Origin of the sequence: Yokenella regensburgei (genome assembly GCF_003634235.1) — a bacterium.
GTDB classification, from domain to species: Bacteria; Pseudomonadota; Gammaproteobacteria; order Enterobacterales; family Enterobacteriaceae; genus Yokenella; species Yokenella regensburgei.
Genome location: NZ_RBIZ01000005.1, coordinates 633,072 through 646,208 on the forward strand (window position 1 = coordinate 633,072; position 13,137 = coordinate 646,208).

The window sequence follows — 13,137 nt, forward strand, 5'->3', positions numbered from 1 at the left end:
AAGCGCCAGGCTATGATTAATAAAACGTTTTCAGGAGGAACATGTGAATATTATCGCTATCATGGGGCCGCACGGAGCCTGGCATAAAGACGAACCGATCAAAGAACTGGAAGCGGCGCTTACCCGGCGTGGGTTCAGGGCCATCTGGCCGCAGAACAGTGCGGATCTTATCAAGCTGATTGAACACAACCCACGCATCTGCGGGGTGATTTTCGACTGGGACGAATACGGTGTTTCACTATGTAGTGAGATTAACCATCTGAACGAGCATCTTCCGCTGTTTGCCTTTATCGATACCCATTCGACAATGGACGTGACGGTCCAGGATCTGCGCATGGCGCTGTGGTTCTTCGAATATGCACTGGAGCAGTCGGAAGAGATAGCTGACCGCGTTCGTCAGTATATTGGCGAATACCTCGACAACATCACACCGCCGTTTACCAAAGCGCTGTTCACCTACGTGAAAGAGGGCAAATATACCTTCTGTACGCCGGGCCATATGGGCGGTACCGCGTATCAGAAAAGCCCCGTAGGTTGCCTGTTTTACGATTTCTTTGGCGGTAACACCCTGAAAGCGGATGTTTCTATCTCGGTTACGGAACTTGGCTCACTGCTCGACCACAGCGGACCACACCTCGAGGCGGAAGAGTACATTGCCCGTACTTTTGGGGCCGAGCAAAGCTATATCGTGACCAACGGGACCTCTACCTCGAACAAGATTGTCGGGATGTACGCCGCGCCCACCGGCAGCACGCTGCTTATCGACAGAAACTGCCATAAATCGCTCGCTCATTTGCTGATGATGAGCGACGTCGTACCGCTGTGGTTAAAACCCACCCGCAACGCGCTCGGGATCCTGGGGGGCATTCCCCGGCGGGAATTTACCCGTGAAAGCATTACGCAGAAGGTAGCCGCCACGCAGCAGGCGCAGTGGCCGGTGCATGCCGTTATCACCAACTCCACCTACGACGGCCTGCTGTACAACACCACCTGGATAAAAAAGACGCTCGATGTGCCCTCTATCCATTTTGATTCTGCCTGGGTGCCGTACACGCATTTTCACCCCATCTATCAGGGGAAAAGCGGTATGAGCGGTGAACGCGAAGCGGGCAAAGTCATTTTTGAAACGCAGTCGACTCACAAAATGCTGGCGGCGCTATCGCAGGCTTCGCTAATCCATATCAAAGGTGATTATGACGAAGAGACGTTTAATGAGTCCTTCATGATGCACACCTCGACATCGCCAAGCTACCCGATTGTTGCCTCGGTGGAGACTGCGGCAGCAATGCTGCGGGGTAACCCTGGAAGACGTCTTATTCACCGTTCCGTTGAGCGTGCGCTGCACTTTCGCCGCGAGGTTCAGCGCCTGCGCGAAGAGTCCGACGGGTGGTTTTTTGATATCTGGCAGCCGCAGGAAGTAGAGAGCGCGGAGTGCTGGCCAGTTTCTCCCGGCGAGAGCTGGCACGGCTTTAGTGACGCCGACGCCGATCATATGTTTCTCGATCCGGTGAAGGTCACGATCCTCACGCCTGGCATGGATGAGCAGGGTACCATGAGCGAGGAGGGTATCCCGGCCGCGCTGGTGGCGAAATTCCTCGATGAGCGCGGCGTGGTCGTGGAGAAGACCGGGCCTTACAACCTGCTGTTCCTGTTCAGTATCGGTATTGATAAAACCCGGGCGATGAGCCTGCTGCGTGGCCTTACCGAATTTAAACGTGCCTACGATCTCAACCTGCGGGTGAAGAATATGCTGCCGGATCTGTATGCCGAAGATCCGGATTTCTATCGCAATATGCGGATTCAGGATCTGGCTCAGGGGATCCACCAACTGATTCGTAAGCATCAGCTTTCGCGCCTGATGCTGCAGGCGTTCGACGTGTTGCCGGAGATGAAAATGACGCCGCATCAGGCCTGGCAACGACAGATTAGAGGCGAGGTAGAAACGATTGAGCTGCAAAATCTGGTAGGCAGAGTATCAGCCAATATGATTTTGCCATACCCACCGGGTGTGCCTTTGCTGATGCCGGGCGAGATGATTACCGAAGAGAGTCGGGCAGTACTCGATTTTCTGCTGATGCTATGCTCGGTGGGGCAACATTACCCTGGTTTCGAAACCGATATCCACGGTGCCCGTCGCGGTGAGGATGGCGTTTATCGGGTACGGGTCTTAAAAAATCACTGAGGACTTGCGCAGTCGGGTCAGTGGCGAGTAACGTGTTTTCAAAACGTTAAGGAGGAAATCCATGCTGGGGTTAAAACAGGTTCACCATATTGCCATCATCGCGTCTGACTATGTGAAGAGCAAAGCGTTCTACTGCGATATTCTCGGGTTTACTCTGCAGAGTGAAGTGTATCGTGAAGCGCGTGATTCCTGGAAAGGTGACCTGGCGCTGAACGGGCAGTATGTGATTGAGCTGTTTTCGTTCCCGTTTCCTCCGAAGCGCCCATCACGCCCGGAGGCGTGCGGGCTGCGCCATCTGGCATTCAGCGTGGACGACATTGATCGCGCGGTGAAGCACCTGGAGGCCCACGGTGTTGCCTGTGAAGCCGTGCGTATCGATCCCTATACCGATAAGCGTTTTACCTTTTTCAACGATCCTGACGGCCTGCCGCTGGAGCTGTATCAGCAATAACGCTTGTCATCGTAAACGTAGCCCGGTAACGTGCCGGGTTAGGTTTCTTTAACACCATACCATCATGAAAACCCCGGAAATCGCTCACTCACTTGCCCCCCGCCAACGTTTTTTAGTGGCGTTCAGCGGCGGCCTCGACTCCACCGTGTTGCTCCATCAACTGATGTGCTGGCGCCAGCAAAACCCGGCTATTCAGCTCCGCGCTATCCACATCCATCATGGCCTTAGCGCCAATGCTGATGATTGGGTCATACACTGCCAACAGCTATGCCAGCAGTGGGATATCCCGCTAGAGGTGGTGCGCGTGACGCTGGTGGATGAAGGGAAGGGAATTGAGGCTCATGCCCGTGAGGCGCGCTATGCGGCGTTTCGCATCTCCCTGCGGGAGGGTGAAGCGCTGGTGACGGCACAACATCAGAACGACCAGTGTGAGACTTTCCTGCTCGCGCTTAAACGCGGTAGCGGCCCGGCAGGGCTATCGGCAATGCCGACGGTCGCAGATTTTGCCGGTAGTGAACTGCTGCGCCCGTTGCTGAATTGTTCTCGCGACGAGTTACTGACGTGGGCGCAGCAGCACAACCTCTCATGGATAGAAGACGAATCTAATCAGGATGATGCCTACGACCGTAATTTTCTGCGCTTGCGGGTTGTACCTGTGCTTACTCGCCGCTGGCCGCATTTTGCCCAGGCTGTAGCTCGAAGCGCGGCGCTGTGCGGTGAACAGGAGCAATTGCTGGATGAACTGCTGGCGGCTGAGCTCAGTGCATTGGTCACCGATGAGGGGACGCTGCTGCTGGCACCGCTGGAAAGCATGAGTGCGGTGAAACGCGCCGCGCTGCTGCGCCGGTGGCTTAGCATGCACACGCGACAGATGCCTTCGCGGGAGATGCTCGGGCGAATCTGGCAAGAAGTCGCACAGGCGCGTGAGGATGCGGCCCCTTGTCTACGGCTCGGTGATTTTGAAATTCGCCGCTATCAGCAACAGCTGTGGTGGCTGCCGCTGCAGCAGCGTTACGCCGAAGCCATTTTCCCCTGGGGTGACATTAGCGAACCACTTATTCTGCCATCTGCCATGGGCGCATTGGCTCTTGAGCCTGGCGGTACGCTGCGTGCGCCAGCCCATGATGAGGTTGTCACTATTCGCTTTAAGGCTTCCGGCGTGCTGCACATCGTGGGCCGTCAGGGGGGACGCAAGCTTAAAAAGATCTGGCAGGAGCTGGGGGTGGCGCCGTGGCGCCGGGATACCACGCCGCTGCTGTTTTATGGTGAGACCCTGATAGCCGCGGCTGGAGTATTTGTTACGCGTGAAGGGCTGGCTGATGAAGGGCAAGGCTTAGCGCTGACGTGGAGAAAGAACGGGCAGTAATCATCTGCCCGTTGAATATGTTATGACTCGCTAACCACCACCGTGCCGATTTCCGGGTGGCTGAAGCTGGTAATTTTGTCGAGACGCAGTTCGCGTTCTGCACCCTTGTGATCGACGATCAGGTATTCGACGTTTTTACGCGTAATTAAGTCGTTTGCCTTCGCTTGCAACTCTTCGCCGTCTTTTAGCAACAGCGTCAAAACCAGGTGATGCTGGCAGGCGAGCTCGAGATTGTCATAATCATCGCAATTGATGGGTTGATAAGTATCATTCATTGACATAATCGCTCACCAGTAAGTTTGCAGCGGCATAGGCTGCTTTTTCTCTGACCGATTCTGAAAGCGAACTATCAGAGGCAATCTCATTCATTGCTTTCAGCACACAACCCAGCGCATCCGGGATATACCCTAAGTCTCCGCTGGCAATTTCCGCATAACGTTTGCGTATTAACTCACAATATTTTTCCACATGCCCTCCTGTCAGCGTTCTGACTCAACCGTGGGATGCAAGTTTAAGCCTACGAAGATTAACTCTGTTTAGCAAGGTGACTATACCACACTCATTTAAGCATTATCAGCAGGATGAATGAGTGCAACCGTAAATGCTAACAGCCTTTTGTCGCTGATTTCGCTACAATGTACGCCATTTTTCGCAGGAGTTAAGTCATGGCGCTGAAAGCGACAATTTACAAAGCAACGGTTAACGTAGCCGATATGGATCGCAACCAGTTTCTGGACGCAAACCTGACGCTGGCCCGTCATCCATCAGAAACGGAAGAGCGGATGATGCTGCGCCTGCTGGCGTGGCTGAAGTATGCCGATGAACGCCTGCAGTTCACCCGTGGCCTGAGCGCTGAAGACGAGCCGGAGGCGTGGCTGCTGAACGACCACCTGGCTATCGACCTGTGGATTGAGCTGGGGCTGCCGGATGAGCGGCGCATCAAAAAAGCCTGTTCACGAGCGCAGGATGTGGCTCTGTTTACTTATAACAGTCGCGCGGCAGAAATCTGGTGGCAGCAGAACCAGTCGAAGCTGGCTGCCTTCAAGAACCTGAGCATCTGGTATCTGGATGATACCCAACTGGCGCAGCTGTGTACGTTTGCCGCCCGGACGATGAACCTTCAGGCGACCGTACAGGACGGCATTATCTGGCTGTCGGATGATAAGAATAATCTGGAAATTAACTTCACTGCCTGGCAACAACCTGCATGATTGTCATCTCGCGAACCGTTTCTATTCCTGACGAAGAGGTCGTGATGACAGCGATCCGCGCACAGGGTGCGGGCGGGCAGCATGTGAACAAAGCCTCAACGGCAGTGCATCTGCGCTTTGACATTCGGGCCTCAAGCCTGCCAGAGTATTATAAGGAGCGTCTGCTCGAAGCCCGTCATCATCTTATTTCCGATGACGGAGTGATTATTATAAAGGCGCAGGAATACCGCAGTCAGGAGATGAATCGCGAAGCGGCGATTGCCCGGCTGGTGAGCATGATTCAGGAATTAACCGCAGTGCAGAAAAGTCGTAAAGCGACCCGACCAACTCGTGCCTCAAAAGAGCGCCGGTTGACATCAAAGTCACAAAAATCGTCGGTTAAAGCGCTGCGTGGGAAAGTTCGTCATGACTAGCGAATGACGAATGGCATATTTGAGAATAAGGAACTCAAGGTGAATAAAGCGATATTGTCAGTAGCGGTGGCGTGTACGCTATTTACGCTCATTGGCTGCAACAACCGGTCTGAAGTAGATACCATCAAGCCTGCTGCATCGGAAGAGTTAAAACCGATGCAACAAAGCTGGCGCGGCGTGTTGCCGTGCGCCGACTGTGAAGGCATTGAGACCTCGCTGTTCCTGGAAAAAGATGGTACCTGGGTAATGAATGAGCGCTATCAGGGCGTGAGTCACGAGCCCTCTTCCTTTGCTTCTTATGGCCGTTGGGCGCGTACCGCAGATAAGCTGGTGCTGACGGACAGCAAAGGTGAGAAATCCTACTACCGGGCGAAGGGCGATAAGCTGGTGATGCTGGATCGTGAAGGTAATCCGATCGAGTCCTCGCTTAACTACACGCTGGAACCAGTAAAAGCGAGCCTGCCAACCACGCCAATGGCGATGCGCGGCATGTATTTCTACATGGCTGATGCGGCTATCTTTACCGACTGTGCAACCGGGCAGCGTGTGGCGGTAGCAAGCAATGCTCAGCTGGAGCGCGACTATGCGGCAGCGCGCGGGACAGAAACCAAGCCAATTCTGCTGGTGGTTGAAGGTCACTTCACGCTTGAGCCGAATCCGGACACCGGGGCGATGGTAAAAACGCTGATGGCGGGCAAGCAGAGCAAATTTATTCCCGGCAAAGACTGCGACGAATAAAGCGAATGAAAAGAAAAAGCCTCGCGATGCGAGGCTTTTTTTATGGGCTTAGCCTTTAATGGCTTTGACCAGGTAGTTGAGAATGTCGCCGGTCTTAATCAGTTCTTTCTCACCGTTACGACGGTATTTATATTCGATATCGTCGTTGTCGAGGTTACGGTCGCCGATCACGATGGTGTGCGGAATACCGATGAGCTCCATATCGGCAAACATCACGCCCGGACGCTCTTTACGATCGTCCATCAGCACTTCAATACCCTGTGCGCGCAGTTCAGCATACAGTTTCTCAGCCAGTTCCTGTACACGATAGGATTTGTGCATGTTCATCGGCAGGATTGCAACCTGGAACGGAGCGATGGCTTCTGGCCATACGATACCGCGATCGTCGTAGTTCTGCTCAATGGCGGCAGCCACCACACGAGTGACCCCGATACCGTAGCAGCCCATGGTCAGGATCTGGTTACGACCATCTTCGCCCTGCACCGAGGCGTTCAGCGCCTGGGAGTACTTGGTACCCAGTTGGAAGATGTGTCCGACTTCGATACCGCGTTTAATCAGCAGTGTGCCTTTGCCATCCGGGCTCGGATCGCCGGCCACCACGTTACGGATATCGGCGATTTCCGGAGTCGCAACGTCGCGATCCCAGTTGATACCGAAGTAGTGCTTACCGTCGATGTTAGCGCCGGCAGCGAAATCGCTCATGGCAGCAACGGTACGGTCGATAACCACCGGAACCGGCAGGTTAACCGGGCCAAGAGAGCCTGGGCCAGCGTTCACCAGCGCACGGATCTCTTCTTCAGTTGCGAAGGTCAGCGGGCTTGCGACCAGCGCCAGCTTCTCAGCTTTCACTTCGTTCAGCTCGTGATCGCCGCGAACCAGCAGGGCAACCAGCGGAGACTTGCTGTCTTCTACCGCTTTAACCAGCAGAGTTTTAACGGTTTTCTCAATCGGCAGATTGAACTGCTCAACCAGCTCGGCGATGGTTTTCGCGTTCGGCGTGTCGACCAGGGTCATTTCCTGAGTGGCCGCGGCGCGCGGTGTTGTTGGAGCCAGTGCTTCAGCAAATTCGATGTTAGCGGCGAAATCAGAGCTGTCAGAGAAGATAACGTCATCTTCGCCGCTCTGCGCCAGAACCTGGAACTCGTGGGACGCGCTGCCGCCGATGGAGCCGGTATCAGCCTGCACGGCGCGGAAATCCAGACCCATACGGGAGAAGATTTTGCTGTACGCGGCGTACATCGCATCGTAGGTCTCCTGCAGAGATTCCTGAGAAGTATGGAAAGAGTAGGCATCTTTCATCAGGAATTCACGGGAGCGCATTACGCCAAAGCGCGGACGAACTTCGTCACGGAACTTGGTCTGGATCTGGAAGAAGTTCAGCGGCAGCTGTTTGTAAGAGTTGAGCTCGTTACGAATCAGGTCGGTGATAACTTCTTCATGAGTTGGGCCGAGGACGAATGGACGCTCGCCACGGTCAACAAAACGCAGCAGTTCCGGGCCGTACTGCTCCCAACGACCACTCTCCTGCCACAGATCGGCTGGCTGCACCACTGGCATAGACACCTCGATGGCACCGGCGTTGTTCATCTCTTCACGCACGATGTTTTCGACTTTTTTCAGGACGCGCAGACCGGTCGGCAGCCAGGTGTATAACCCGGAGGCCAGTTTGCGGATCATCCCGGCGCGCAGCATCAGCTGGTGGCTGATGACTTCGGCGTCGGCAGGTGTCTCCTTCAGGGTGGAGAGCAGATATTGGCTAGTACGCATGTTGTTACGGTTCCATTTGGACGATCGGAACAGGCTGAAGGTCAGCCTGATTCAATAAAAGTGGTTTAGTCTATCAGCCTGGCAGAGATGCCAAAAGAGAGGACAATAAAATTAGCGCGGTTCCAGCGCAAAGACTTCAAATCCGAGGTCAGTTACCCGCCAGCGAACGTTGAAATCATACAGCCAGACGGCGTAGGTTTTGCCACTCTCTTCTTCTTTACGATAAGCCGGGCGCGGATCCTGAGCCAGAACTTCATGAATAAAGGTTCTGAGCTGCGGGTAATGCTTGCGCAGCGTAGCCAGTTGCGTTTCTACATCAGCGGTAAAGCTGACCGCAACGTCTGCCTGTGGAGCCTGCTGAGCATAGCTCGCCGTGGCCTCCGGCAGCGCTTCGGCGAAGGGCAGGTAAGGTTTGATATCAACAACCGGTGTGCCATCAACCAGATCCAGACTACCGAGCTGCAGGATCACCTGATCCTTCTCGCAGCGAATGCCCTTCAGCTCAACCAGTGACATACCAATCGGGTTGGGACGAAAGGTTGAACGCGTAGCGAACACGCCCATGCGGGCATTCCCACCCAGTCGCGGAGGCCTGACCGTTGGACGCCAGCCGCCATCCATCGTCTGATGGAAGACAAACAGCACCCATAAATGGCTAAAGCCTTCGAGACCGCGAACGGCGTCAGCCTGATTATACGGAGGGAGCAGACGAAGTTCCCCGCTGGCGCTTTTCACTAACCCGGGCTGGCGAGGAACGGCAAACTTCTCTTTATAAGGTGAGCAGATAACGCCTATCTGCTCAAACTCAAATGCACTCATTTCGCCGAAACGTTGAGCGCAGAGCCGGTGCACACGGCCTGACGATAGCAGCCCGGTGTTCCGCTGGTGACTTCACAGCTGTGCAGCAGTACCGCGTTGGCTTTCATTTTTGACGCGTTAATCTGCATGCGTTTGCGTGCGGTCGGAATGTTTGGCGGTGAATCCTGGTTAGTTGCCTGGCAGGAATCGCCGGAAACATCACCCAGTTCACGGAAAGGTTTACCCAGTAATGCTTCAGCGCTGGTGTAGATTTTTACCGGCACAGGGCGTGGCGCTTTGGGTTTTGCAGGCTCCGCTTTTGGCGGGGTTGCGGTGCTTTGTACGGGTTCTACAGGAGATCTGCTTAGCATGGAGCAGCCGCTCAACATAAGCGCCAATAAACAGATCGGTAAAGCACGCATAATATTTCCTCGGTGAATGATAAACCAGGCAGGTATTGAAGCAGTTGCTGGTTAAAATGACAAGACGGGCATATAGCCCGTCCTGATGATATTACAGCAAGAAAAGATTACCAGCCTTTAACAGCACCGCCGTTAAAGATTTTGTTCGCGCCTTCAGAGACTTCATCTGACTGGTAGGCCTCAACAAATTTCTTCACGTTTTCCGCATCTTTATTATCTTCGCGGGCAACAATCAGGTTCACGTACGGAGAGTCTTTATCTTCAACAAAGATACCGTCTTTTGCCGGAGTCAGACCAATCTGGCTGGCGTAGGTGGTGTTGATAACCGCGAGGGCAATCTGCGCATCGTCCAGAGAGCGCGGCAGCTGCGGAGCTTCCAGCTCAACAATCTTCAGGTTTTTCGGGTTCTCAGCAACATCCAGTACGGTTGGCAGCAGACCAACACCGTCTTTCAGCTTAATAAGACCGACTTTCTGCAGCAGCAGCAGGGAACGACCGAGGTTGGTCGGATCGTTAGGAACAGCAATCTGGGCACCCGGCTGCAGCTCATCCAGAGATTTGATTTTCTTGGAGTAGCCTGCGATTGGGTAAACGAAGGTATTGCCGACCGGTACCAGCTTGTAGCCACGATCTTTGATCTGCTGATCCAGATACGGTTTGTGCTGGAAGGCGTTAGCATCGATATCGCCTTTGCTCAGCGCTTCGTTCGGCAGCACGTAATCGTTGAAGGTTACCAGCTCAACGTCCAGGCCATATTTCTCTTTCGCGACTTTCTGGGCAATCTCAGCAACCTGCTGTTCAGCACCGACAATCACGCCAACTTTAATGTGGTTTGGATCTTTCTCGTCCTGACCGCAACCCACTAATGCCAGAGAACCAATCAGGGCGCCAACCGCCGCAAAGGTTTTGAATTTGAACGTCATGTCTCTTCCTTATTTATGTGTTGTGTGTAACGTTACTTGTGAGTGACAGCCCGGACGATGCGATCGCCGCTGAACTGAATTAAATAGACCAGAACCACCAACAATACCAGCACCGTATTCATCACCGTGGCGTTATAGCCGATGTAGCCGTACTGATAACCGATTTGCCCCAGCCCGCCAGCACCTACTGCACCACCCATTGCCGAGTATCCCACGAGGGTAATCAGGGTAATGGTGGCCGCATTGACCAGGCCCGGCAGCGCTTCAGGCAGCAGAACCTTGCGGATGATCTGCATCGGCGTTGCGCCCATGGCGCGCGATGCCTCTATCAGCCCGGTCGGGATCTCCAGCAGGGCGTTCTCCACCATGCGTGCGATGAAGGGCGCAGCACCTACCGTTAGCGGTACAATCGCTGCCTGCAGACCAATCGAGGTTCCAACAATCACGCGGGTGAACGGGATCATCCACACCAGTAAGATAATGAAAGGAATAGAACGGAAGATATTCACCAGCGCGGAGAGGGTGTTATAGAGCTTCGCGTTCGCAATAATTTGCCCCGGACGGGTGATGTACAACAACACGCCAACCGGCAGGCCAATAACAAAGCCGAAAAATCCGGAAACGAACGTCATCGCCAGCGTCTCCCAGACGCCGCGGGCCAGCAACCACATCATTGCCTCAGACATAACCCAGCACCTCTACTTTTACATGGTGTTCCTGCAGCCAGGCAATGGCGGCTTGCGTATCTTCTTGCGAACCGTGCATCTCGGTCAGCATGATGCCGAACTTCACGCCGCCGGCGTAATCCATCTGCGCGCTAATAATGTTGTTGTTGACGTTAAAGCGGCGAGCGGTTTCGGAAAGCAGCGGGGCATCAACGGACTGACCGGTGAACTCCATGCGCAGCATCGGAACGCTGTCGGCAAGCGGTGCATCTTTCATGCGTGCCAGATAGTCTTCCGGAATATCGAGATGCAGCGTGGACTGAATGAACTGCTGAGCCAGCGGGGTCTTCGGATGAGAGAACACCTCGCTCACCGTATCCTGTTCAATCAACTGACCGTTACTGATCACGGCGACGCAGTCACAGATGCGTTTCACCACATCCATCTCGTGAGTAATAAGGAGGATAGTCAGGCCGAGGCGGCGGTTAATGTCTTTCAGCAGCTCAAGAATAGAGCGGGTGGTCGCCGGGTCGAGGGCGCTGGTGGCTTCATCGCACAGCAGTACCTTCGGGTTGCTTGCCAGCGCACGGGCAATCGCCACACGCTGTTTCTGCCCGCCGGAGAGGTTTGCCGGGTAGCTGTCGTGCTTATCGCTAAGCCCAACCAGCTCCAGCAGCTCGCTCACGCGGCGCTTAATTTCGTCTTTTGGCGTATTGTCGAGTTCAAGCGGCAGCGCGACGTTGCCAAATACCGTGCGTGATGCCAGCAGGTTAAAGTGCTGGAAGATCATGCCAATCTGGCGACGTGCTTTTGTCAGCGCAGACTCAGAAAGGGTAGTCAGTTCCTGACCATCGACCAGAACGCTTCCCTGGCTTGGGCGTTCGAGTAGGTTAACGCAGCGGATAAGCGTGCTTTTACCCGCACCGGAAGCGCCAATGACGCCATAAATTTGTCCGGCAGGGACATGCAGGCTCACATCGTTGAGTGCCTGGATGGTACGGGTCCCCTGTTGGAACACTTTGGTGATATTCGAAAGTTTTATCATTAGGTATTTATTATCGTTCAGAAGTTAGCCGTGGCATTTCTACTGCTGGATGCCGTCGTGGGCATCAACGAAATGGATGTTAAGGCATCCAGACGTCTAAATCAATCTGACATTCAATAATGAGCACTTTCTTGCATCACGAAACATGCGATACTAGCGGCACAGGCTTATTTCAGGAGCATATCGTGGCAATGTCAGTCCCCGCAGTTTTTCTCGATCGTGATGGCACTATTAATGTTGATCATGGTTACGTCCATGAAATCGACGAGTTTGAATTTATAGAAGGTGTCATCGATGCCATGCGTGAGCTTAAAGCGATGGGCTTTGCCCTGGTGCTGGTGACCAACCAGTCCGGAATTGCGCGCGGTAAATTTACCGAAGCACAGTTTGAAACGCTGACCGAGTGGATGGACTGGTCGCTTGCCGACCGTGGGGTTGATCTTGATGGTATCTATTATTGCCCGCATCACCCGCAGGGAAGTGTAGAAGCATTCCGTCAGGTCTGTGATTGCCGTAAGCCGCACCCGGGTATGCTCATCTCCGCCCGTGACTTTTTGCACATCGATATGGCCGCTTCTTATATGGTGGGCGATAAAGTAGAAGATATGCAGGCAGCAGCAGCAGCCGAAGTAGGGACTAAAGTTCTGGTTCGTACCGGTAAACCTGTCACCGAAGAAGCCGAAAATGCCGCTGACTGGGTGATTAATAGCCTTGCAGACCTGCCTGCAGCCATCAAAAAGCTGAGAAAACAGGCGTAATGATGAAAAGATGAGCGGTTGAAATAAAAATGCATTTTTCCGCTTGTCATTCCTCGGAAGCTCCCTATAATGCGCCTCCATCGACACGGAACAACGGCAAACAAGCCGCCGGGTTGAAAGAGAAAAACTTCTGAAAAATGGGGTTGACTCTGAAAGAGGAAAACGTATTATACGGGACCTCGCAACGGTGAGCGAAAGCCGCGTTGCACTGCTCTTTAACAATTTATCAGACAATCTGTGTGGGCACTCAAAGTGACATGGATTCTTAACGTCCTCGGACGAAAAATGAATACCAAGTCTCAAAGAGTGAACACGTAATTCATTACGAAGTTTAATTCTACGAGCATCAAACTTAAATTGAAGAGTTTGATCATGGCTCAGATTGAACGCTGGCGGCA

15 protein-coding genes are annotated in these 13,137 nt (G+C 53.7%); 7 read left to right on the forward strand and 8 right to left on the reverse strand.

Annotation, left to right across the window (positions count from 1 at the left end):
* The first annotated feature begins 43 nt into the window (after positions 1–43).
* From C7387_RS18000 to tilS, 3 genes are all read left to right on the forward strand, one after another.
* Complete coding sequence (locus C7387_RS18000) at positions 44–2,182, forward strand: lysine decarboxylase LdcC (RefSeq protein WP_120817211.1); 2,139 nt, start codon at positions 44–46, stop codon at positions 2,180–2,182.
* A gap of 61 nt (positions 2,183–2,243) precedes the next feature.
* Positions 2,244–2,633 (forward strand): VOC family protein, encoded by a 390-nt coding sequence (locus C7387_RS18005; protein WP_006817234.1) that lies wholly within the window; start codon positions 2,244–2,246, stop codon positions 2,631–2,633.
* A 64-nt stretch (positions 2,634–2,697) separates the two neighbouring features.
* A complete protein-coding gene (gene tilS / locus C7387_RS18010) occupies positions 2,698–3,999 on the forward strand; it encodes a tRNA lysidine(34) synthetase TilS (protein WP_120817212.1) in 1,302 nt (433 codons plus the stop codon).
* A 20-nt stretch (positions 4,000–4,019) separates the two neighbouring features.
* On the opposite strand, the gene rof is transcribed toward tilS, so the two are convergent.
* The gene (gene rof / locus C7387_RS18015) at positions 4,020–4,280 is read right to left on the reverse strand and encodes a Rho-binding antiterminator (protein WP_038252085.1); all 261 of its coding nucleotides are present in this window, start codon (positions 4,278–4,280) and stop codon (positions 4,020–4,022) included.
* A complete protein-coding gene (locus C7387_RS18020; protein ID WP_006817237.1) occupies positions 4,267–4,467 on the reverse strand; it encodes a YaeP family protein in 201 nt (66 codons plus the stop codon). The genes rof and C7387_RS18020 overlap by 14 nt, the downstream gene beginning before the upstream one ends.
* Positions 4,468–4,664: 197 nt before the next feature.
* Here C7387_RS18020 and C7387_RS18025 point away from each other — a divergent pair, with 197 nt between their 5' ends.
* Genes C7387_RS18025 through nlpE form a run of 3 tightly spaced genes read left to right on the forward strand, consistent with a single transcriptional unit; the run spans position 4,665 to position 6,361 of the window.
* Positions 4,665–5,210, forward strand: a complete 546-nt coding sequence (locus C7387_RS18025; protein WP_120817213.1) for a YaeQ family protein — start codon at positions 4,665–4,667, stop codon at positions 5,208–5,210.
* Entirely contained in the window at positions 5,207–5,623 is a 417-nt protein-coding gene (gene arfB / locus C7387_RS18030) for an alternative ribosome rescue aminoacyl-tRNA hydrolase ArfB (RefSeq protein WP_006817239.1), read from the forward strand. Before C7387_RS18025 ends, arfB begins: the two co-directional genes overlap by 4 nt.
* Before the next feature lie 3 nt (positions 5,624–5,626).
* Positions 5,627–6,361, forward strand: coding sequence for an envelope stress response activation lipoprotein NlpE (gene nlpE / locus C7387_RS18035; RefSeq protein WP_420855539.1), 735 nt, complete (start codon positions 5,627–5,629; stop codon positions 6,359–6,361).
* Positions 6,362–6,409: 48 nt separating this feature from the next.
* Here the strand turns inward: nlpE and proS are convergent, their stop codons facing one another.
* From proS to metN, 6 genes are all read right to left on the reverse strand, one after another.
* Entirely contained in the window at positions 6,410–8,128 is a 1,719-nt protein-coding gene (gene proS / locus C7387_RS18040) for a proline--tRNA ligase (RefSeq protein ID WP_038252081.1), read from the reverse strand.
* Positions 8,129–8,239: 111 nt separating this feature from the next.
* Positions 8,240–8,947 (reverse strand): tRNA (N6-threonylcarbamoyladenosine(37)-N6)-methyltransferase TrmO, encoded by a 708-nt coding sequence (gene tsaA / locus C7387_RS18045; protein ID WP_006817242.1) that lies wholly within the window; start codon positions 8,945–8,947, stop codon positions 8,240–8,242.
* Positions 8,944–9,348: an Rcs stress response system protein RcsF gene (rcsF, locus tag C7387_RS18050; protein WP_038252079.1), complete on the reverse strand. Its 405-nt coding sequence runs from the start codon at positions 9,346–9,348 to the stop codon at positions 8,944–8,946. Before rcsF ends, tsaA begins: the two co-directional genes overlap by 4 nt.
* 107 nt (positions 9,349–9,455) lie before the next feature.
* On the reverse strand, positions 9,456–10,271 hold the full coding sequence (gene metQ / locus C7387_RS18055; protein WP_006817244.1) for a methionine ABC transporter substrate-binding lipoprotein MetQ: 816 nt from the start codon (positions 10,269–10,271) through the stop codon (positions 9,456–9,458).
* Positions 10,272–10,303: 32 nt separating this feature from the next.
* Positions 10,304–10,957 (reverse strand): methionine ABC transporter permease MetI, encoded by a 654-nt coding sequence (locus tag C7387_RS18060; protein WP_006817245.1) that lies wholly within the window; start codon positions 10,955–10,957, stop codon positions 10,304–10,306.
* Positions 10,950–11,981 carry a methionine ABC transporter ATP-binding protein MetN gene (gene metN / locus C7387_RS18065; RefSeq protein ID WP_038252078.1) on the reverse strand — a complete coding sequence of 344 codons (1,032 nt, stop codon included), beginning with the start codon at positions 11,979–11,981 and terminating at the stop codon, positions 10,950–10,952. The genes C7387_RS18060 and metN overlap by 8 nt, the downstream gene beginning before the upstream one ends.
* A 185-nt stretch (positions 11,982–12,166) precedes the next feature.
* Between metN and gmhB the strand changes: the two genes are divergently transcribed.
* The gene (gmhB, locus tag C7387_RS18070; RefSeq protein WP_038252077.1) at positions 12,167–12,739 is read left to right on the forward strand and encodes a D-glycero-beta-D-manno-heptose 1,7-bisphosphate 7-phosphatase; all 573 of its coding nucleotides are present in this window, start codon (positions 12,167–12,169) and stop codon (positions 12,737–12,739) included.
* Positions 12,740–13,137: the final 398 nt, after the last annotated feature.

Coding starts and splice junctions, on each gene's coding strand:
- arfB (WP_006817239.1), top strand. CDS start 5,207: ATGATTGTCATCTCGCGAACCGTTTCTATTCCTGACGAAGAGGTCGTG.
- tsaA (WP_006817242.1), bottom strand. CDS start 8,947: ATGAGTGCATTTGAGTTTGAGCAGATAGGCGTTATCTGCTCACCTTAT.
- C7387_RS18060 (WP_006817245.1), bottom strand. CDS start 10,957: ATGTCTGAGGCAATGATGTGGTTGCTGGCCCGCGGCGTCTGGGAGACG.
- rcsF (WP_038252079.1), bottom strand. CDS start 9,348: ATGCGTGCTTTACCGATCTGTTTATTGGCGCTTATGTTGAGCGGCTGC.
- rof (WP_038252085.1), bottom strand. CDS start 4,280: ATGTCAATGAATGATACTTATCAACCCATCAATTGCGATGATTATGAC.
- C7387_RS18025 (WP_120817213.1), top strand. CDS start 4,665: ATGGCGCTGAAAGCGACAATTTACAAAGCAACGGTTAACGTAGCCGAT.
- nlpE (WP_420855539.1), top strand. CDS start 5,627: ATGACGAATGGCATATTTGAGAATAAGGAACTCAAGGTGAATAAAGCG.
- tilS (WP_120817212.1), top strand. CDS start 2,698: ATGAAAACCCCGGAAATCGCTCACTCACTTGCCCCCCGCCAACGTTTT.
- C7387_RS18005 (WP_006817234.1), top strand. CDS start 2,244: ATGCTGGGGTTAAAACAGGTTCACCATATTGCCATCATCGCGTCTGAC.
- metN (WP_038252078.1), bottom strand. CDS start 11,981: ATGATAAAACTTTCGAATATCACCAAAGTGTTCCAACAGGGGACCCGT.
- metQ (WP_006817244.1), bottom strand. CDS start 10,271: ATGACGTTCAAATTCAAAACCTTTGCGGCGGTTGGCGCCCTGATTGGT.
- proS (WP_038252081.1), bottom strand. CDS start 8,128: ATGCGTACTAGCCAATATCTGCTCTCCACCCTGAAGGAGACACCTGCC.